At 63.7% G+C, this 21,552-nt stretch carries 13 protein-coding genes and 1 pseudogene; 12 read left to right on the forward strand and 2 right to left on the reverse strand.

The features are described from left to right. Nucleotides 1-68: 68 nt before the first annotated feature. The gene (locus tag ACSC1R_RS12785; RefSeq protein ID WP_439026122.1) at nt 69-428 is read right to left on the reverse strand and encodes a helix-turn-helix domain-containing protein; all 360 of its coding nucleotides are present in this window, start codon (nt 426-428) and stop codon (nt 69-71) included. 107 nt (nt 429-535) lie between these two features. On the opposite strand from ACSC1R_RS12785, the gene ACSC1R_RS12790 reads away from it, so the two are divergent. The 9 genes from ACSC1R_RS12790 to ACSC1R_RS12830 all read left to right on the forward strand — a co-directional run bounded on the left by ACSC1R_RS12790 (nt 536) and on the right by ACSC1R_RS12830 (nt 10,550). Continuing rightward, on the forward strand, nt 536-1,435 hold the full coding sequence (locus ACSC1R_RS12790) for a prenyltransferase (protein WP_439026123.1): 900 nt from the start codon (nt 536-538) through the stop codon (nt 1,433-1,435). 80 nt (nt 1,436-1,515) lie between these two features. Continuing rightward, nucleotides 1,516-2,088 carry a chemotaxis protein CheW gene (locus ACSC1R_RS12795; RefSeq protein WP_439026124.1) on the forward strand — a complete coding sequence of 191 codons (573 nt, stop codon included), beginning with the start codon at nt 1,516-1,518 and terminating at the stop codon, nt 2,086-2,088. A 127-nt stretch (nt 2,089-2,215) separates the two neighbouring features. Continuing rightward, nucleotides 2,216-2,578: a chemotaxis protein CheY gene (gene cheY, locus ACSC1R_RS12800; RefSeq protein WP_089733104.1), complete on the forward strand. Its 363-nt coding sequence runs from the start codon at nt 2,216-2,218 to the stop codon at nt 2,576-2,578. Beyond that, nucleotides 2,575-3,675: a chemotaxis-specific protein-glutamate methyltransferase CheB gene (gene cheB, locus ACSC1R_RS12805; RefSeq protein ID WP_439026125.1), complete on the forward strand. Its 1,101-nt coding sequence runs from the start codon at nt 2,575-2,577 to the stop codon at nt 3,673-3,675. The genes cheY and cheB overlap by 4 nt, the downstream gene beginning before the upstream one ends. Continuing rightward, nucleotides 3,668-7,360: an Hpt domain-containing protein gene (locus ACSC1R_RS12810; protein ID WP_439026126.1), complete on the forward strand. Its 3,693-nt coding sequence runs from the start codon at nt 3,668-3,670 to the stop codon at nt 7,358-7,360. Before cheB ends, ACSC1R_RS12810 begins: the two co-directional genes overlap by 8 nt. Before the next feature lie 25 nt (nt 7,361-7,385). Continuing rightward, entirely contained in the window at nt 7,386-7,991 is a 606-nt protein-coding gene (locus ACSC1R_RS12815) for a chemotaxis protein CheC (RefSeq protein WP_368408714.1), read from the forward strand. Beyond that, nucleotides 7,988-9,232, forward strand: a complete 1,245-nt coding sequence (locus ACSC1R_RS12820) for a chemotaxis protein CheC (RefSeq protein WP_439026127.1) — start codon at nt 7,988-7,990, stop codon at nt 9,230-9,232. Before ACSC1R_RS12815 ends, ACSC1R_RS12820 begins: the two co-directional genes overlap by 4 nt. Beyond that, nucleotides 9,229-9,750, forward strand: a complete 522-nt coding sequence (locus ACSC1R_RS12825) for a chemotaxis protein CheD (RefSeq protein ID WP_439026128.1) — start codon at nt 9,229-9,231, stop codon at nt 9,748-9,750. Before ACSC1R_RS12820 ends, ACSC1R_RS12825 begins: the two co-directional genes overlap by 4 nt. Continuing rightward, nucleotides 9,747-10,550, forward strand: coding sequence for a CheR family methyltransferase (locus tag ACSC1R_RS12830; protein WP_439026129.1), 804 nt, complete (start codon nt 9,747-9,749; stop codon nt 10,548-10,550). The genes ACSC1R_RS12825 and ACSC1R_RS12830 overlap by 4 nt, the downstream gene beginning before the upstream one ends. A 2,063-nt stretch (nt 10,551-12,613) precedes the next feature. On the opposite strand, the pseudogene ACSC1R_RS12835 reads toward ACSC1R_RS12830, so the two are convergent. Next, nucleotides 12,614-13,801, reverse strand: a pseudogene (locus ACSC1R_RS12835) (methyl-accepting chemotaxis protein); the annotation flags it as partial. 1,161 nt (nt 13,802-14,962) lie between these two features. Between ACSC1R_RS12835 and ACSC1R_RS12840 the strand changes: the two are divergent. From ACSC1R_RS12840 to ACSC1R_RS12850, 3 genes are all read left to right on the forward strand, one after another. Continuing rightward, nucleotides 14,963-16,156, forward strand: coding sequence for a hypothetical protein (locus tag ACSC1R_RS12840; RefSeq protein WP_439026130.1), 1,194 nt, complete (start codon nt 14,963-14,965; stop codon nt 16,154-16,156). A gap of 254 nt (nt 16,157-16,410) precedes the next feature. Further along, nucleotides 16,411-17,403, forward strand: a complete 993-nt coding sequence (locus tag ACSC1R_RS12845) for a glutathione S-transferase family protein (RefSeq protein ID WP_439026131.1) — start codon at nt 16,411-16,413, stop codon at nt 17,401-17,403. Nucleotides 17,404-17,725: 322 nt separating this feature from the next. Continuing rightward, entirely contained in the window at nt 17,726-21,544 is a 3,819-nt protein-coding gene (locus ACSC1R_RS12850) for a vWA domain-containing protein (RefSeq protein ID WP_439026132.1), read from the forward strand. Nucleotides 21,545-21,552: the final 8 nt, after the last annotated feature.

Consider the following 21,552-nt stretch of genomic DNA (forward strand, 5'->3'; position numbering starts at 1 on the left):
ACATCCTGGAGCGCGTGAAAGTACTGGTCAGTGTTCCGTCCTCGTCCCAGTAGGGGGCAGGACGATAGCTACTCGTCCATCTTGTCTTGCAGGCGGTTCTTCGCCTCCGAGCGTTCCTTGCGCGAGAACGAGGGACCGGGGTTGGAGAAGTCGACGGCGAGCCGGTCGAGCGTTCGACGATAGACGTTGGTCCGTCGCCCCTCGTCCGAGAGCTGTCGGCCCTCACACTGGAGGAGACCCGTCTCGACCAGCTCCTCGATGCGCCGGTAGCACGTCGCTATCGGTATCCCGACCTCGTCGCTGAGTTCCTGTGCCGACGTCGGTGTCTGTGCCGCACACAGAATCTCTGCACTGTACTTGTTTCCCAGCGTCGTGAGTACGTCAGTCGCAGGGTCGTCGCCCTCTCCCTGCCAGCTAGTCGAAGCCATCCGATGACCCATTCTCGATTATGAGAATTGAATCTTATGGTCGCCTTAAGTAATAACTACACTGACAGATGTCCAGTGTTAGGTGGCGCGAAACGCTACCTGCGGACATGAATTCGGCGTGGGCCCGTCGGTTGTCAGCGCTCTGGACGATGTCTCGTCCACCCCAGCTCGCGCTCATCGTTCTGGTCTACGGACTCGGGGTGGCGATGGCTGGTGCGCGCGGGCGAACCCTGACTTTCGGTCCCGTGCTGTACGGGTGTCTCGCCCTGCTCCCGACGGCTGCCAGCGTCCACTACGTCAACGAGTTCGCCGACCACGAGACGGACGCGTTGACCGACCGGACGCGGTTCTCCGGCGGGAGCGGTACACTGTCCCGGACAGGACTGCCCCCGTGCCTCGCGCTGCGGGCAGCGGTCGTGAGCCTCGCCCTCGGGCTGACAGTGACCATCGCCGGGGCCTCTGTGGGCGTCCTGTCCGGCGCGTCGGTCGCACTGCTCGTAATCGTCGCCGTGTTCGGCTGGGCGTACTCGGTCGGCCCGGCGCTCGCCTGGAACGGACTGGGAGAGGTGACGAACGCGGCCCTCGGCGGCCTCGCGTTGCCCCTGTACGGGGTAGCGGTCGTCGGAGGGCCACTCGACGCACGTGCCGTCCTCGCCGTGCTCCCGTTCGCCATCTACGTGTTCACGAACCTGCTGACGACGCAGTGGCCGGACCGAACGGCGGACCAGACGGTCGGTAAGCGGACGTTACCGACGCGCTGGTCCCGCGAGCGTCTCCGGCAGGTACACGCTGGAACCAGTGGACTCGCGTTCGGACTGTTGGCGCTTCTCCCGGTGGTCGGGGTCCTGCCGCCGACGGTCGGCTGGTCGAGCCTCCTGCTCGCCCCCCTTGCAATCGTGGCTGCCCGGCGGTTCACGGTCGTTCGGTCGCCGTTTCCGACCGTCGCGGTCATGATTGCCATGGCTGCCGTCCAGTTCCTGGCGTGGACGAGGCTCGCGTTCTGGTGACCTCGGCCCCTGACGAGACGATTGCCCTTCCCGGGTCGGGGGTCAACGTTTTTACTCACCCGGGGAGATACCTCAACACGATGTCAACGGACCTGCCAGACGAGTTGCTCGACATAGACGTCGAGAACCCGGAGGAAGACCCCGAACACGAGATACAGAGCGACCGCTCGCCCGAGAGCGAACCCGACGAGGTCGAACGGTTCGTCGTGTTCCGCATCGGTGAGCAGACACTCGCGGTGAGCGTGGACGCCGTCAAGAGTATCGTGAAGGTCAACGAGTGGACGCGCGTCCCCCGAACGTCGCCGGCCATCGACGGCATCATGGACCTGCGTGGGGAGATTACCGCGGTCATCGAACCCCGCGTCCACTTCCACGTCGAGCAAGAACCGGCGGACGTGAACCGCCAGCGCATCATCGTCTTCGACCGCGCGGCGGACAAGCAGGGCGTCGGTATCCGGGTCGACGACGTGACCGGCGTCGAGTTGATTCCACTGCGGTCGATCGTCCCTAGCGAGCACGCCGAGGACGAGGCCGCGGACCACCCACTCGTGACCGCGGTCATCTACCGCGAAGAGGATGGTCAAGTCGTCGACACGATGGGGTTACTGGACATCAAAGGACTCATCCAGGCGTCCGGGCAAGGAGCCGAGTGAATCGCAGGGGTCGATTCCGCCGGTAAGCGAGTCGTCACCGGTCCGTTCTGCCGATTATCGTCGCTGATAACGGGGCAACAGCATTTATGTCTACGCTTCGTCTACCGTGGCTTGGTGTATTAACTGAATGTCGACAGGGGTGCTCATCGTGGACGACTCTCATTTTATGCGGAACCTCCTCAGGCAGATTCTGGAGGACGAGTACGATATCGTAGGAGAGGCGTCCAACGGGGCCGAAGCGGTCAAACTGTACAAAGAAGAGAATCCGGACATCGTGATGATGGACATCGTGATGCCGAAATGTAACGGAATCAAGGCGACGGCCGCCATCAAGAAACTGGACCCAAGTTCACGGGTCATCATGTGTACATCGGTTGGCCAGCGCGAGAAGATGAAGCTCGCGGTCAAAGCCGGTGCCGATGGCTACGTCACCAAACCATTCGAAGAACCCAGCGTGCGAAAAGCGCTGAAAGACGTCGTCCCTGCATGACGAGCGTGCTGGTTGTCGACGATTCGCAGTTCATGCGAACGGTCATCGGCAACATCCTCGCGGACAACGGGTACGAGGTCTACAGCGCCAGCAACGGCAAGAAAGCAGTCGCGGCGGTCGCAGAACACGACCCCGACATCGTCACGATGGACGTCCAGATGCCCGGCATGGACGGTATCGAAGCCGTCACCGAGATAATGGCGACCAACCCCACCCCAATCCTGATGCTCAGCGCGCACACGAGCGAAGGGGCAGACGAGACGTTCGAAGCGCTCGACCGGGGTGCCGTCGACTTCCTCGCCAAACCGAGCGGTGAGGTCTCGCCGAACATCGCCAGCCTCGCTGACCGACTCGTCGAGAAGGTCCAGGCCGTCGAAGGCGTGGACGCGAGTTCTATGGCGCGGACCCGGGCAACGGCGAAAGCCGCAGCCGGAGCGCCAGACGGCCGGTCAGATACCGCCGACGAACCGGGGAGCGAACCGGCGACGAGCGGTCCGTACGTGAAGCACCCGACCGTCGTCATCGGCGCGTCGACTGGCGGGCCGAAGATCGTCGAACAGATCGTCACGAGCCTCCCCGTCGCGCTCGGTGCGAAGGTCCTCGTCGTCCAGCACATGCCGGCGTCGTTCACCGACCGGCTCGCTGCCCGCCTCGACAGACTGTCGAACTACGACGTCTACGAGGCGAGCGACGGGCTGCGGCTGCGCGACGGCGACATCGCCATCGCACGCGGGGACTACCACATGGAAGTCGTTTCGAACGTCGCGGGGAACGTCCGCGTCAGACTCACCCAGGAGGAACGCCGCCACGGCGTCCGTCCCGCCATCGACGTGACCATGGAGACGGCGGCCGAGCGCGTCTCGGACCCGCTCTGTGGTGTCACGCTGACGGGCATGGGAAAGGACGGCGCGGCCGGCATCGCCGCCATCAAGGCGGCCGGTGGCGCGACCATCGCACAGGACGAAGAATCGAGCCCGGTCTTCGGTATCCCGCAGAAGGCTATCGAGACCGGGTGCGTCGACCAGGTGCTCCCGGCCGACGACATCCCCGAGGGCATCTGTACCGTCTTCACCCAGGAGGCACAGACCCATGGATGAGTACCTCAGGGACTTCGTGCAGGAGTCCGAAGAGAACATCACCGAGCTGAACAATGCACTTCTCGAGCTCGAGCGCGACCCCGACGACGACGAAGCGATGGGCCGCATCTTCCGGATGGCACACACCCTGAAGGGGAACGCTGGCGCGATGGGCTTCGAGGAAGCGTCGAACCTCGCACACGCGATAGAAGACCTGCTCGAAGGCGTTCGGTCCGGGCAGGTCGCCGTCACGCCGGAACTCATGGACGAGATCTTCGCCGGCGTCGACGAACTCGAGACGATGCTCGACGACCTCCGTGCGTCCGGTGAGATTCGGACGGATGCGTCGGAGACGATCGAGACACTTCGTGCGGTCAAAGCGGCCGAAACGGGTATCCCGACCATCTCGGACCCTGACGACGCGGCCCTGGACGAGGCGATCGAGGCCGCGACCGACCTCGCCGACGAGAACCACGACGTCTACCACGTCCGCCTCGCCATCAACGAGTCCGACGAGCAGCAAAACGGCCGACTGGTCGTGAAGGCGCTCGCGGACGCGTTCGACCTTCTCGGGACCGTCCCGGACGAAGAGACGCTCGCCTCGGGCGAGTACGACGGGACGGTCGACGCGGTGTTCGGTAGTGCCGTCGGCGAAGCGGCCATCTCCGCCGCACTCGACCCTGTCGACGCGGTCGCGGACGACCGCATCACGGAGGTGACCGACCGCTACGAGGCGTCACGCGTCGAGGAGGACGTGATGGACGACGAGTTCGACGACCTCTTCGAGGAGGACCCGGGCTCGAACATCGACTCCGAGACCGCACAGGACATGTCCGTCGACGACCTCCTCTCCGAGTTCGACGAGTACGACGACCTCGACGCCATGGTCGAGGAGATGGACGACGTCTCCGGGTTCGACGACCTCGGAGACGCAGGTTCGTTCGACGACCTCGACTTCGGCGACGAGGCCGACGGGACCGACGACGGTTTCGGTGACTCCGTCGCCGACGACGACCTCGGCTTCGAGGACGACGAGTCCACCGGCGTCGAGAGCACGCCCGAACCGGAGCCGGAACCCGCCGAAGACCCCGACGAGGAGGTCGACGACGCGGCCGCGACGTTCGCGGAGCTCAAGGCGGAGGTCGACCCGGTCGGCTTCGACGAACTGCAGGACGAACTCGCAGAACTGGAGTTCGACGAGTACTCCGACGAGGAGGAAGTCGGCTTCGACGAACTCCTCGGCGACGACTTCGAGGAGAGCGACGACGACTTCTTCTCGCAGGCGGAGTCCGAAATCGGTAGCGGACAGGACGAAGTCACCATGGCGGAACTCGTCGGCGACGACGAAATCGCCGGCTTCGAAGACGCTGGCGACGACGAGGTCGCGGACGACCTCACCGACGACGTCGGAACCGGTGCCGAGACAGAGCCGGACGTCGCCGAGGCGTTCGAAGCGGCCGAAGACGCCGACACGGCAGATACGGCCGACGTGAGCGATACCGACGCCGAGGACGCGTTCGACGACGAGGTCGACGACCTCCTCGAGGAGGAGACGGGAACCGAGTCGGCGGCGGACGCAGCCGGTGACGTGTCGGAATCGATGGACACCGACGTCGAGGCGGACGCCGCGGACGATTCCCAGCCAGCCGACGTGATAGACGAGTCGGATTCGGTCGACGCTGCGGACGCAGAGTCCGCTGCCGAGACCGTCGACACCGACGTCGAGGCGGACGCTCCGCCGGAGTCGGCCGAGTCGGAATCCGAAGAGCCCGTCGGGTCGGCGTCCGAGACCGCGGACGTCGTCGAAGCCGACGAAGCCGTGGAGGCCGGCGCGTCCACCGAAGTCGATACTGACGATTCGGCCGATGGCAGTACCGACGACGATTCGGACGACGCCGGTTCCGGAGGCTTCGGTGACTCCAGTACCGGTGGCTTCGACGAGGCGGGCGACTTCGACAGCGGCGTCGACGTCGGCGGCTTCGACGACGACCTCGGCGACGACTTCGAACTCGACGCTGCCGACCCGTCCGAACCGGCCGCCGCGGCCCAGGACGTTGTCGAGGCTGACAGTGGATTCGAGGACAGAGACACCGGGGACGTCGATACCGACGCTCCCGAGACCGACGACCTCGACGCCGACGACGGTGCCGAGACCGACGAACAGCCGACGGCCGAGGAGACCGACGACGACCGCTCTCCCCTCGAACGGGCCCGTGCCCGCTCGGACCGCGACCTGGACGATGTCGAAGTCGGCGAGTTCGAACTCGACGCATCGGACACCACGGCCACTTCCGAAACGGCCGTCGAGACCGGTGACTTCGACGCCATCGGCGAAAGCGAGTTCGACACCGGGGGTGAGACGGCCACCGACACCGGCGATTTCGGTGGCTTCGACGACCCCGGGGTCGACTACGGCGACTTCGACGACCCCCCCGCCGGTTCGTCGGCCGCGGGCGAAGACGACGAGTCAGCCGAGTCCGCAACGAGCGGGCCGGTCGTCGACGCCTCCGAGTACGAGGTAGACATCCAGACACTCTCGGACGAGGCCGAAGACGCCGATACGGAGGGCGAGATACAGTCCATCCGCGTCGACGTCGAGCAGGTCGACCGCCTGTTGAACCTCGTCGAGGGACTGGTCACCAGCCGTGTGCGGCTTCGGCGCACCGTCGAGGAGGGGGCCGACCCCGCCGAACTCGACGACGAACTGGACGAACTGGAAGACCTCACCGGTGAACTCCAGGACACCGTGATGGACGTCCGACTCGTCCCAGTGAAGATGGTCGTGAACACGCTCCCGCGTGTCGTCCGCGACATCTCCCGCGAACAGGACAAGCAGGTCGCGTTCGAGATGGAGGGCCAGAACGTCGAAGTCGACCGTTCCATCCTCGACCAGATCTCGGACCCGCTGGTCCACATCGTTCGCAACGCGGTCGACCACGGTATCGAAGACCCCGCGGAACGCGAAGCCCGTGACAAGCCCGCCGAGGGCCACGTCACCCTGCGTGTCGAGCGCGCCCGTGACCAGGTCGTCATCGAAGTCGAAGACGACGGTCGTGGACTCGACGCCGACCGCCTCCGCGAGGAGGCTGTCGAAGAAGGCATCCTCACGGACGAGGAGGCCGACGCACTCTCGGATTCGGAGGCGTACGAACTCGTCTTCCACCCCGGGCTATCGACGGCGTCGGAGGTTACCGACGTCTCTGGCCGTGGTGTGGGGATGGACGTCGTCAAGAGTACCGTCAACGACCTCGACGGGACGGTTACCGTCGAGTCCGAACAGGGCGAAGGGACCACCATCCGGATGCTGCTGCCCGTCACCGTCGCTATCGCGGACGTGCTGTTCGTGGAGTCCGGTGACGAGGAGTTCGGCGTCCCGGTCAACGCCGTGCGCGACATCGGCCCGGCGGTCGATGTCCGCGAGGAGGACGGGCAGGAGGTCATCGTCGACGGCGACGAGACGCTCCCGCTTATCCGCCTGAACGAGGCGCTCGAGACGCCCGGTACCCCGCGCAACGGCGACGGGATGTACCTGCGCATCCGGAGCGAGGTCCGGCCCATCGCGGTCCACTGCGACGAGGTCCGCGGACAACAGGAGGTCGTCGTCAAGCCCTTCGAGGGCGTGCTCGGCGGCATCCCCGGCCTGAGCGGGGCGACGGTGCTCGGCGAAGGTGAAGTCGTGAACATCCTGGACGTGAAGACACTATGAACGGACGAAAACACAGGAGGCAATCATGAGTCTGATGGTCGACATTCGGAAGCTGAGTTTCATCAACGAGATGGCGAAAGTCGGCACCAACGGGGTCGCCGACAACATGAGTAAACTGACAGGCGAGGACGCCAGGATGGAGGTGACGAAGACGAACTTCATCGACATCCAGGACATCAAGAAGCAACTGGACGCCGGCAAACGAGTCGGTGTCCGGGTGCGATTGATGGAGCCCCCACACGGGCACATCCTCATCCTGTTCCCGGAGTCCAGCGCGAAGAAGATAACCGCGCTCATGCTCTCGGACATGGTCGACGACATGTCCCAGGTGTCGGGCGAGATGGCTCGCTCGGCTGTCGAAGAGCTCGGCAACATGATGGCGTCGGGCTTCATCGACGGCTGGGCGGACGTGCTCGGTCGCACCATCGACATCGCGACACCGCAACTGGTGTACGCACCGGCCGGTGAGATCGTCGAACGGACCGCGGGCCTCGGCGGCGAGGACCTCGCGCTCTTTTTCGACTCTAACCTGACCGTGCCGAGTTACGACATCAACGCCGAGATTTACGCCTTCCCGAACCTCGAAGAGTTCGTGGAGATGGTCAACAACATCGAAGCCAGGCCGACATGAAGCTGGACATCACCGCACTCGGAACCTTCTACGACATGGCTCGGGAAGGTGCCGGTCTCGCGGCGGGGCGCCTGACGCGCATGACCGACGTGGACACCCGTGTCGGCGTCACGAAGCTGAACTTCATGCGTGGCTCTGAGATTCGAACCGAGTTCGAAGACGACGTGCCCAAGGTGGGTATCCGTGTCGAACTCTCGGGCGGCCTCGACGGTCACTCTCTCATCATCTTCGAGCGGGATGCTGCGCTCAGTATCGTCAAGACGCTGGTCGGGGAATCCAACGCCGACGGCTTCGACGACATGAACCGCTCGGCGATGACAGAGGTCGGCCAGATCATGAACGCCGGGTTCATCGACGGCTGGGCTGACGTGCTCGGCACCGTCATCGACGTGTCGACGCCCGAGTTCATCGAGGGAACGACCGCAGAGCCGTTCATCGGTGACCTGGAATCCGCACCCGACGAGGGCGACCTCGCACTGCTGTTCCAGAGCCAGATAGAGGCCGTCGACACCGAAATCGGGTTCAAACACTACCTGTTTCCCCAGCGCGAGTCGATGGCGGACATCCTCGAACAGCACGGTGACCCCGACAGCCGGGGCATCGAGTACGACAAACTCGCCGGCTTCGACGAGATGGCCCAGCAGGGGGCCAAGGAGGTCGCCTCGAACATCACCACGCTCACCGGTATCGAGACGAGCGTGAAGATTCGGCGCCTGAAGTTCGCCTCGCTCGAAGCGATTCCACAGGAGATAGACGACGAGATGCTCGTCGGGGTCGCCCACGAACTCGACGGGACACCGTCTGGCTACCTGCTGTTCCTGTTCGACGAACGCTCCGCCCGCGAAGTCGTCGAGGCGACCGTCCCGAACCCACCGGACGACGAGTTCGGTGCCCTCGGCAAGAGTGCCATCAAGGAACTCGGCAACATCATGGCGTCCGGGTTCATCGACGGCTGGGCGAACGTGCTGGATACGACCATCGACCACTCGCCGCCGCAGTACATCCACGACTTCGGCGCGGCGGTCATCGACCCGGTCATCATCCAGCTCGGCGAGAACCAGGACTTCGCGTTCGTCTTCGACACGGTCATCAAGGCCGACGACCGCGAGTTCGACTGTTCGATCTACGCGATTCCGGACGAGGAAGACCTCGAACGTGCGCTCAACAACCTCGACATCGAGCGCATCGCGGACGCCGAGACGAAAGCAGACTTCCCAATCGATGAAGTGGAGAACGCATGAAGACGTACGGAAGTGAACCGGGCGCGCCAGAACCGGTCCAGGTCGGCATCTCCGAGTTCGTCGTCAGAGGCAAGGACTCCGACGACACGCTCAAGTCCTACGGCCTCGGGTCGTGTCTGGCAATCGCCCTGTACGACCCCGACACGCGCATCGGCGGGCTCGCCCACGTCATGCTCCCCGACGGCGACGCCGCCGACGGCGCGGACACACAGCCTGGCAAGTACGCTGACACGGCCATCCGCGCGATGCTCCGCCGGATGGTCGAGAAGGGCGCAGCCTACACCTCGGTCGAAGCGAAGATCGCTGGCGGCAGTGACATGTTCCAGTTCGAGTCCTTCGGCGAGGGCGTCGGCAAGCGGAACGTCGCGGCGGCCAAGGAGGAACTCGGGAAACTCGGCGTTCCCATCATCGCAGAGGACGTGGGCGGCCAGCGTGGTCGGACCGTCGAGTTCGACGTACAGACCGGCACGCTTCGCATCCGGACCGCGGATAGCGAGCACGCGACGGAGGAACTGTGACAGAGGAGGAGTCGTTCCTCCGAGTCGCCACCTACGTCGAAGACGAGATCGGCTTCGCGACCAGTCATTACAACGACAGCTACCTCAAGCGACGGCTCTCCTCACGGATGCGCCGGACTGGCGCGGCGGACTACGACGAGTACTTCGACATCCTCAGGGACGATACGGAGGAGCCAGGCGAGTTGCTCGACGCACTCTCTATCAACGTCACGGGGTTCTTCAGGAATCCCGACGTCTGGGAGGGAATCCGGTCGGTGTTGCGTGACCTCTCGGCCGAACAGGACCGGGTCCACGTCTGGTCCGCCGCCTGTGCGGACGGACGCGAACCGTACTCACTGGCGATGCTCGCCCTCGACGACCCGCGGGTCGACGCCGAGAAGTTCCACATCTACGGGACCGACATCAACGACGAGGCCCTTCGGACGGCACAGAGGGGCGTCTATCGGAGTACGCGGACCGTCGACATCGAAGACCAGCTCGGTTTCCTCTCGAACTTCCACGCGTACGTCGACAAACACGAGAACCAGTTCACGGTGACCGACCGGGTCAAGCGCCACGTCACGTTCGCCAAACACGACCTCATCAACGACGGCGCGAAGTCTGGGTTCGACCTGGTCATCTGTCGGAACCTGTTCATCTACATCGACAACGAGTACAAACGACCCATCCTCGAGACCATCGCCCGGTCGCTGCGCCCCGACGGCTACCTCGTCATCGGGAAAGCAGAGACGATTCCGCCACAGCTCAAGTCGGCGTTTAGCGTCCTCGACGGCCGTCTCCGCATCTACCAGCGAGAGTAGTCGGCACCGGTTCTTTCAATCCGAGTACGACCCGTACCCTGCCCACGTTCGAGTGCACCATGCCGAGAGCGGTAGCGAGATATCGAGTGTACGAGGTCGAGTTCGTCGAAAAGGGCCGAAGTCTGCCGGCGGCGTTACTCGTCGTCGTTCGGTTCTGACTGCGCGAACGAGAACAGGTCGTCCTCGTTCGTGTCGTCTTCGACCTCGAGGTCTTCCTCGTCGGACTCGTCACCGAAGTCGATGTCCTCCATCCCGGGGACTTCTTTCGTCTCGGATTCGGCGTCGTCGTCCGTGGAACCCGATTCGAGTGGGTCCGCGTCGAAGTCGAGTGCTTCGTCTAGCTCACGGTCGATATCGGTGGTGTCCTGGTCTGCCTCTGCGTCTGCTCCGAACGAGAGGCCGGTCGTGGACTCGGTGTCGGCGGCGACATCGGTGTCCTCCGCGGTGTCCGCCGTTCCGGGCTCGACAGCGTCCTCCGTGACGTCCGTCTCGGCCGCTTCGTCCACCATCGAGTCGTCGGTCTCCCAGCCGGGGGGTGCCTCGTCGGCGTCCCAGCTCGAACCGGTCGGTTCGGGCGATTCGTGAGTCTCCCACTCGCCGTCACCGGGTTCGTCGCTGGACCAGTCGGTGTCGGCGGACTCGTCGACGTCCCACCCGGACTCGCCAGCGTCTTCGGCCTCGAAGTCTTCGTCAGCCGCCCAGGAGCCGCTATCGTCCGAGCTGTCCCATGCCTCCGCGGGGCCGCCCTCGTCCGGGTCGGCCTCGGCGTCGACGGTCTCCCAGTCATCGCCCGAACTGGCGACGTCGGCGTCGGCGTCGGACCCGAAGTCGGTCACCGAATCGTCGGTTGCCAGGGGGTCATCCTGGGTGTCTGGTTCACGTTCTTCAGTCTCCGCTTTCACTTCGGGTTCGGTGTCGTCCCCCGACGTGACTTCGTCCTCGGGTGCCGGGACGTCCTCCGGTTCGGTGTCCGCGTCGATTGCTGGTTCCGCGCCCGCGCCGACTTCCGGTTCTGCGTCGCCATCGACCTCGCTGTCGACGGTCGACGCGCCTGCCGCATCGTCCGCCTCTTCGCCACCTTCGAACGGTTCGAAGCCCTCGAACTCGTCGTCGGCGTCGGAGCCCAGGTCGATGTCTGCCTCGTAGTCGGCGGGGTCATCCAGTTCGTCGAGCTCGGGTTCGGCAGCGACTGCCTCGTCGGCACCGGTCGTTGCATCGTCGGCCGGGCCGACAGCGTCCGACCCGAGGTCGACGTCCGCCTGATAGTCGACGGAATCGTCGGCGTCGGGGTCGGCAGGGGGTTCGTCCGCCTGCTCTGCGTCTCCGAAGCTGAGACCGAGTGCGTCCTCCTGGTCGTCCGCCGCGGTGGCGTCCGAATCAGTGGCACCTTCGGGTATCGCTTCGTCCTCCTCGTCCGGCTCGTCGGGTATCGGGTCTGCCGATTCAACGTCGGCAGACGCCTCGGCTGCATCGTCGGCAGCGGTAGCAGCGGCGTCGAGGTCGTAGTCGTCCGGGTCGACTTCGTCGAGGTCGTCGACGTCGCCGAGTGCGTCGGACGCTACTGCCTCGTCGTCCTCATCGACGGGCACGAAGGTCCCGTCTTCGAGCGGTGCGAACTCCTCGTCGGCGGCCGGTCCGGCACCGGCGTCGGCGCTCGGCGTCGTCTCGTCTCCGAACGTCGCCGGGGACCCGAGGCCACCACCGGCCGCCGTCTCGGTCGTGTCGTCGGCCGGTTCCTCCAGTTCCACCGCGTCCATTCCCAGTTCGCCGGCGTCCGGTTCTGGGGCCGATTCCGCGGGAATCTCGGGGTCGTCAAAGTCGAGGTCTGTGTCACCCGCGGTCAACTCGCCGACGGCTTCGGTCGCGGCCGCAATCTCCGATGGGTCACGCGTCTCCACGTCCTCGAAGAGTGCTTCGCCGGTCCCGAACTCGTAGACGTCGTCGACGTCGGTGTCGAAGCGGTCGAGTGCCTCGCTGAGGCGAGACGCCTGGTTCGCGAGGTCGCTCGCGGACTTGCTGACCTCGGTGAGTGCGGTCGTCTGTTCTTCGGCAGCGGCGGCGACGTTCTCCGCCTCCGCCGTGGTCTCCTCGGAGATGGTCGCAGCGTCGTCGACCATCGCGACGACCTCCTCGGTGGAGGCCGCCTGTTCCTCGGTCGCAGCCGAAATCTCCTGGACACCAGTGTTCGTCTCGGTCGCGTAGCCGGCAATCTCGTCGAGTGCCGTGACGGTCTCCTCGACCGCTTCGGTCGTCGCGGATATCTGTTCGCTCGCACCTTCGACGGAGCGGACGGACTGGCGGGTCTTCGACTGGATGGTCTCGAGACGCTTCTCGATGTCTTCTGCCGCGTCCTTGGTCTCTTCTGCGAGCTCTTTGACCTCCTGTGCGACGACCGAGAACCCTTCACCGGAGCTACCAGAGCGGGCCGCCTCGATGTTGGCGTTCAGCGCGAGCATGTTGGTCTGCTCTGCGATCTCGGAGATGAAGTCGATCAGCTCGTCGATCTGTTCCATCTCGTCTTCGAGGTCGCCCATCTGGTCGGTGACGATTCCACGGTTGTCTTCCAGCGCCTGCATCCGGTCGATTGCCTCCTGGGCGGCCTCACGACCACTGCGCCCCGTCTCTGCTGTCCGCTCTGCCAGGTCTGCCACCTCGTTCGAGGAGGACGCTATCTCCTCGATGGTGGTCGAGAGTCCGGACATCTCCTGGCTGACCTTCTGGAGACTGTCGTTCTGGCGGTCTGCACCGTCGGAAATCTCCTGGATGGACTCCGTGACCTGCTCGGAGGCAGACCGCACCTCCTCGGAGCTCGCGGTGACCTCTTCGGAGGACGTCGCCACCTCGTTCGCGAAGTTCTTGAGCTGGGCGGTGGTCTCTTCGATTTCGCCGATCATGGTGTTGAACTCCCGGGCGATGTCGGCCATCGCCTGTGACTCCGATTCGGCGTTCATCCGCTGGGTCATGTCCCCGTCGGAGACGTGTTGCATCACGTCGCGGTACTCGTCCGCCTTCCGTTCGAGGTGGCGGTTCATCTGCTCCGCCTCGGCACGTGCGAGTTCTGCCTGTTCACGGGCGTCCCGTGCCTCCTGAATCTGTTCCCGGAGGGCGTCACGCATCGAGCCGAACCCATCGTACAGTCGGCCGATGTTGTCGATGCGGTGGTTCTCGAAGTCGACGTTGAGGTTCCCCTCCTCCATCTGCGTGGTCTTGGAGGTGAGGCGGTCGATGGCTGCCGCAGTGTTCCGTCCGATGACCGTCCCGACCAGAACGATGAGCGTCATCCCGGCGAGGGTCGCGTACAGGCCCCACTGGCTCACGTCGTTCACGAAACCGTAGACGTTGGAGGTGGGGGCGCTCACGGTCACGACCATGTTCCGGCCCTCGACGTTGGCGTAACTGGTCACGTACTCTTCGCCCGAGTACTGCTGTTCGACGGTGCTCTCGACAGGTGCCGGCGACGAGTCGAACTGTTGGACGCCAGTCCCGGCCTGAGAGAGCTGATAGAAGTTCGCGCCGGGGAACTGGTTCCCGATTACCGTGCCGTCTTCCATGTTGGCGGTGTTCGCGAACACGATCTGGTTCTCCTGCCCGAGAATCATCGTGGTCTCGCCGTCTTCGACGGACATCGTCTGTCCGTAGTTCTTCACGTCGACGGTGGTGACGATGACCTCGCTGCCACTGCTCGCTTTCACCGGGAAGGCGTAGGCGACGACGGTCGTCCCGTCGTGGTCCTCGTAGGAACTGTAGATGACACCGGAGTCGCTCCCCAGCGTGGTTTTGTCAGCGAGTTTACCCGCCCAGGGTGTCTGGACCTGCCCGAGCTTTGCGTCCTCCATCTGGTTCGCCGTGGTCGCGGCCACCGTGTTGGAGGGCAGTTTCACGTAGTACATGTCCCGGACCCCACGTTCGAACTGTAACACCTGTGTCCGGCTCTCCAGCGTCGCGTCGATGGCGGATTCGTTACCGCTTTCGACCTCCTGGCGTAACGCGATGTTCTGTGTGATGACGATGTTCCGTTCGTCCCACTGTCGCAGGTTCCGCGCCTCCTGAACTGCGCGGTCTTCCAGTCGGTCGTTGACACTGTTCTCGACCTCTTCTGTGATCTGGCCAGTCGCGACGAACCCCACCGCCCCGACTGCCAGACCCATTATGAGGAGCGCAATGCCGAATTTCAGCGCATAACTTCTTCGAATAAAGTTTGGTATGAGTCGACGAAGCGGGCCCAGCATATGCTCGAAACGGTGGGTACCAGAATATAAAACAACACCGGAGATTATCAGGTGTGAAAACCGGGAAACCGGCGTCTTCACCGTCCGGCTTTAACTTGACGGCCGTTTTCGCTTTCGGCAAAAGATGCCCCCACGGTTCGGCCGTGATAAACTACAAGCGGGTCACCGACGAACGGGCTGACGATGGGTCCCGCGGAACTCACCGAGTACGTCCACCGAGCCAGCGACGTCGTCGCGGCCTCCTCAGAGCTGGGGCTCCGAAACACCCAGCTTCGGCTTGTCGAACCCTTCCTGGAGGTGCTCGGCTGGAACGTCAGAGCACCAGAAGTGGAGGCGGCATACGTCGTTTCGGAGACCGAAGTGACGGTCGACTACGCGCTCCTCGCGGACGGGCGACCGTCCGTGTTCGTCCAGACCGGGGCCTGTGAGACGTCGTTCGGCCCGGAGGACAGGGAGACGCTTCTGGAAGCGATGGCAGTGATGGACGTTGCGTGGGGTGTGCTCACGAACGGTCGGCAGTTCTCCTTCGTCGGGCGTCGAGGTGGCCGCGACGAGTGGGTCGACTGTACCCTGTCGGCACTCCCCGAGAACACGCGAGTGCTCGACCACTACACCCGGACCAGTGCGCTCGAACGGGCGCGGGCACGATCTCGTGCCGAACGAGCGACTGCGGCGGAACGCCTCGATGCTGCCGGTGAGGAGTTAGTCGAGTCGCTCGTGGCCGACCTGCAAGCGGCGACAGATGGTGCCGCGGCGGCCGACATCGAGGCCGCGACCAGGGAGTTCGTCGACCGACTGGCACGGTCGTTCCGACCCGACGAGGGGCGCGATGCGACCAGTGCGGACGGGCCGACGGGTGATAGCCCACCGGAACAGCAGCCACCGGAGGAGACCGCGGCCGTACAGGAATCGAAAGAACGTGGCGGTTCCGTCTCGGGGCCTGCTGGACAGGAGGAGAGACGAAGCGACGACGGGCGGCCTGCCACCGAGGCTGGCGTCGAAACCGTGACATCCGCGTCGGCTGCCGACGATGGGGAGTACGTCGCCCGGTTCTTCCGGGACCGTACCTCGGTCGGTGCGGTCGGGAGTTCGACGGTCGAGGGTGCGATGGCCCAGACCGTCGACTACCTCATCGAGCACCATCGACTCACCGGGTCTATCTCACTGCCATACTGTCCGGGCGACGACGACGTGGCCGTCCTCCACCGAGAACCGACCCACCCCAACGGGGAACCGATGCGGCCAGCGGTCAAACTCGACACGGGCCCGTTCCTCTGGACGGCTGGCGACGTCGAGTCACAGCGAGAGCGACTGGAAGACCTCGCGTCGAGGGCAGGCCTCCGGGTCATGTTCCAGGGCGACTGGCGCCCGACGTAGGTGGGGCGTCGCGCGTTCGGACCCGATGGCGTTCAGATGGCGAGGACGAGGAATCCCACCATCGGTACGAGCAGCATGAGCACACCGAGGAGCGTCCTGAGTACAGCCATGTTCGAGTAGTACTATCTCTCCGTTAGATATAATAATTACTACTTTAAATTTTGTAATTAATGCGTGTCGTGGTGGTGTTATCGATACCGGAAGGCAACACGGGGGTGCGGTGGGGTTAATGGTCGCTGCCCGGTAGCGTGACCATGCACATGCTCGTCGATGGCGAGTGGCGGACCGACGCGTACGAGAGCACCAACGACGACGGCGAGTTCGACCGACAGGAGACGAGGTTCAGAGACTGGATTTCCACGGACGACGACGCTCGGTTCCAACCGGAGTCCGGACGGTATCACCTGTACGTCTCCCGTGCGTGCCCCTGGGCACATCGTGCGATGATAGTCCGTCGACTCCTCGGTCTGGAGGATGCCGTCTCGATGGACATCGTCGACCCGTACCGGGACACCGACGGCTGGCAGTTCACGCCCGAGAAGGACGACTGTACGGCGGACTCGATTCGCGGTGCGGACTATCTCCGCGAACTGTACACCGCGGCCGACGACTCGTTCACTGGTCGTGTCACTGTCCCCGTTCTCTGGGACCGACACGAGGAGACCATCGTGAACAACGAATCCGAGGAGATAATCAAGATGTTCGCGGACACGATGGTCGAGGTCGGTTCGAACGACGTCGACCTCTACCCGGACGGGCTTCGAGACGAGGTCGACTCGGTCATCGAGGCGATCTACGAACCTATCAACAACGGTGTGTACAGAGCCGGGTTCGCCGAGAGTCAGCCCGCCCACGAACGGGCCGTCACGGAACTGTTCGACGCACTCGGCCACTGGAACGAGGTGCTAGGAGAACAGCGATATCTCGTCGGTGACCGACTGACGCTCGCCGACGTCTGTCTGTTCACCACGCTCGTCCGATTCGACGAGGTGTATCACACCCACTTCAAGTGTAACGTCCGACACGTCACGGACTACGAGCACCTCTGGGGGTACACCCGGGAACTCTACCAGCTACCCGGCGTCGCAGAGACGGTCAACATGGCGCACATCAAAGAACACTACTACACGACTCACGGCGATGTGAACCCGAACGGACTGATTCCCGTCGGCCCCGACCCGGACTTTCGAGCCCCACACGGTCGTGGGCCGCTGGCGGGTGGTCCACCCACTGCGCTCTCCGACTGACTCCGACCGTATCCCTTCCTGAAACCATCCGATGGTCCCGGTATCGAATCGTTTATTCTGTTCAAAACGGCCGAATATCTGAATATTTTAGTTTATTCACTTCAAACGAATCCTGAACTTTCGAACAATTGACTAGCAATCGTCATTTATTCCATTACTTATTACTTGTGGCCGATGATATCGGCAGGCCGTCTCCGTCGCCCTCTTTCAGTATCGCATCGTTAAAATTAACAGCCAAATTTCGAGGGGTTGTCGTTTGTTAAGCTCCCAGTAGAGTTATATCCAACGTTAAGCTGTGTAAACATAGTCACTACGGAGAACCATGACTTCGCCACCACCAACCACACACGAGCCACGAGGGGTATCGCCCATCGTCGGGCTCGTCGTCCTCATGGGCCTCGTCGCCATCGCGTCCGGCCTCATCCTTCTCAACGCGGCTTCGATTACGGATTCGGTCCAGGAACAGAGCGAGATTCGAAGTGCCGAGTTGACGCTGGAGGAAGCAAGTGCCCGGTTACGCACGCTCTCGTTCAAGAACGTCGGGGACGTGAGCTCGATCGACCTCAGCGGCAAGAACACGCAAACAGCGTCGATTCGAGACGACGGAACGCTCTCGTTCCGGATTAACGGGCACGCGGAGTGCGAGGCGACGATGGACCTCGGGTCCGTCATCTACGAGAACGACGAGGGCGAGTCCGTCGCCTACCAGGCCGGTGGTGTCTGGAGGAACACCAGCTCGGGGTCCGTGATGGTCAGCTCCCCGGGTCTGCGGTACCGTGTCTCCTCGCACGAGACACGGCCGATTCGCTCTCTCGACTTCCCGGTGGTGAACGTCGAGGGGAACATCGATTCCGATGGCGAAGTCAACGCGAGAAAGACCACCAACGAGAGCGAACGGTTGGCGCTCGAGCGCGACCTCTGTCTCCCCGTCTCAGAGAACGACACCATCGACCGCGTTCGGACCATAACCGTCACCGTCGAGAACTCCTCGTACAGCGAGGCGTGGAACCGCTACATGGGCAGTGAGTTCGACGGTTACATCATCGACCACGACTACTACCCCTCGAACGGTACCGTCTCCTACACTATCCCGCTGGGTCAGGCGATATACCCCGGCGAGTTCGTCGTCGAAGACGCCGAAGTGAGAGCGGCGCTCTGGGGCACCGGGACGACCGATATCGTCTTCGAGAGTTCACCCGCACCGGTCGGTTCCGAGACGCTCGTCGACAGCTACGACTCCGACGTCGCCCCACATCCGGTCCAGAGCGGTTCCGAGGCGCTCGTCGTGAACGACGGGTCGATCACGGTCAGACAGAGCGTCGAGATTCGCGGTGACGTCGCCGTCGATGGCGACGTGACCGTCCAGGGGAACGCGGCTGACCCGACCCTCATCGACGGGAACGTCTCCTACAACGGGACGAATAGCACGCCAGCGAATCCGATGCAGTACGAGGTAACCGGGTCGTGGTACTCCGGTTTCGACTACGACGACAACGCGCTGGCACCCATCGACGAGGAAGTCGTGTTCACGGTCGACTCGGCCGCGCTCTCGAACCACAACGCCGAGACGCCCGTGTTCAACGCGAGCTTCACCGACTCCGTCCGCCAGTCGGGTACGGTCGAATCTGGCGTCTATCTCGCCGACAACTTCGACGTCGACGCGAGCGAGACCGTCACCTTCGACACCAGTGGCGGCGACGTCGTCGTCGCGGTGAACGAGTCTGCGAACGTGCAAGGGCGCATCGAGGTCGAGGGCGAAGGACAGGTCCGCCTGTTCGTGATGGACGACGTCACGGTCGGCGGGTCGGTCAAGGCCTTCGGGACGGGGAGTACACCGACGAACGACTCGACCCAGTTCTGGGCGTTCGCCCGGGGTGGCGCGGACGTGACGTTCGAGCCCGGTTCACGTTACACTGGCGTCGTCTACGCCCCCGGTCCGTCCGGAACGGCGACGCTCGAAGCGAACTGGCCCGGCGACCACGCGGAAGTGTTCGGTGCCATCGTCGGTGGTGAGACCGCCATCCAGAAGGGCGCACAGTTGCACTTCGACGAGAACGTCCGCACCGGGAACCTCGACTCCGACGGCGACGGAATTCCGGACTCGGCAGACCCCGACGATGACGTCGCCGACGGCGACGCCGACGGCGTTCCGGACTACTACGACGACTGTCCGGATGGCGCGTCTGGTGCCACTGGCGACAACGGCTGTGCCGGCGTCGACGAGGACGAGTCCAAGAACGCACTCGTCGTGAACCAGTCGAGAGCGCGCATCAACGTCATCGGCTCGGTCGTCGCGGACATCGAAGAGAAGACGGTCGAAGTCGGTGAACGCGAGCCGCTCGACGTGGTGTTCGTCATCGACGATTCCGGGTCGATGGGGAGTCCAGAGGTCAATAAGCTTCATTATGGCGACTACGAAGCAACTGGTTCGTATGGACCGTGGAGCGAGTGGGAATCGCCCGAAAATGCGTCTTACGTCCACCCCGAAGACCACAAGTGGGGCTTCGATACGGTCCCGAGTGGGCAACAATGGGAGGTTCGCTACTTACAACCCCAGTATATGCACCCTGACCAGGAAGTTCTGGGGCCGGGACGACAGGCCGACTTCAGGAAGGACAACGGTGGAGACAGAGACGCGGTCGAAGAGGTCCGGCGACGGACGGACTCTGTGAGCAAGACCTACCAGGTAAACGAAGGTGAAGTTTGGCTCGTATCCACCGAACCGGACCCAGACGAGTGGGAGATCGACGACCCGGGTTACGACACGAAGTGGTTCTATCCCGGCGAAACGTTCAGCTCGTCGAACTGGAACTACTACGAACGCTACAGCTACGGGAACGACCCGGACGACGAGCGCGAGGACGCGATGCGGTCCTTCATCGGGATGTTGAACGCGTCCAAGGGCGACGCGGTCGGTGTCGTCTCGTTCACCACGAGTAACCACCCGGACGCCGAAGTTCGCCACGACATCAATACCCACGGGTCGGACTTCGACGGTGCGAACACGAGCCTGAACCTCCAGTCGTCGGGTGGCACTCCGATGGAGGACGCGATCCAGCGAGCCGAACAGGAACTCGCGCAGGGAGACAACGACAAGAAGGTCATGGTGTTCCTCACCGACGGCCGTCCGGACGGTGACGAGGACGACGTCTTGCAAGCGGCGGCAGACCTCCCCGACAACATCGAGATACAGACGGTCGGTCTCGGGGGGAACACCGACGAGGACCTCCTGCAGAAGATGGCGGATGCCACCGACGGGAACTTCTCGCAGGTCGGTGACTCGGAGAACCTCAACGAGACCTTCCGGCAGATCGCCGGCGACGTCACCGAGGAGAAAGTCAAGCTCATCGAGCACAAGAACACCAGCCTCTCGCTGAACTTCGGCGGTCAGTCGGTCGAACTCGACAACGTCAGCGTCGAGACGGACGGCACCGACACCATCGAGTCGGCCGACATCGACGCGATAGACGTCGGTGACTACTTCTCCGTCGCGGCGACCTCGCACAACTGCGAGAACACGACCGAGTCCTGGAAGAACGTGACCCACGACGGCGAGGAGTACGGTCACGTCACCTGTGACGGCATCAACGGCACGAACCCGGACTACCAGTCGCAGTCTAACACCTCCGATACGTACCACGAGACGTACGTCGACGGGGAGACTGTCCCGCCGTCCTCCGAATTCACGGCTGGCTGGTACAAGGACAGTTCGACGCCGTTCCGCGACGTCATCGCGAACTACGAGAGCCAGACCGGACTCGACCTCATCGACGAGTCGACGGGCACGTTCGACCTCGGGGAGAACGACGCCATCATCGTCGTCAGGCTGAATCACGACTCCGAAGACACCGACTTCGTGGTGTTGCACTTCGACGCCTACGACACGACCGTCACCTATCCGGACCCGCCCGGGTCGCCAGGTGACTCGGACGACGACACGACGACGAACAGTAGCGACGACAACAGCTACGTCGTCGACGTCGACCAGGACACCATCGAGGTCGGGGACAATGCGACGAATCGAGTCGCTCTCGGTCTCGACGCGCCACCACAGCCGGCTGACGCCCAGCGTTCGGCCATCCAGCCAGCCGGTCCTACGCTGACGCTCCAGGCGGACCTCCGAACCCGCGCCGCGGTCTGAACCGCGCC

Source organism: Haloarchaeobius ordinarius (assembly GCF_051801355.1).
Taxonomy (GTDB): domain Archaea; phylum Halobacteriota; class Halobacteria; order Halobacteriales; family Natrialbaceae; genus Haloarchaeobius.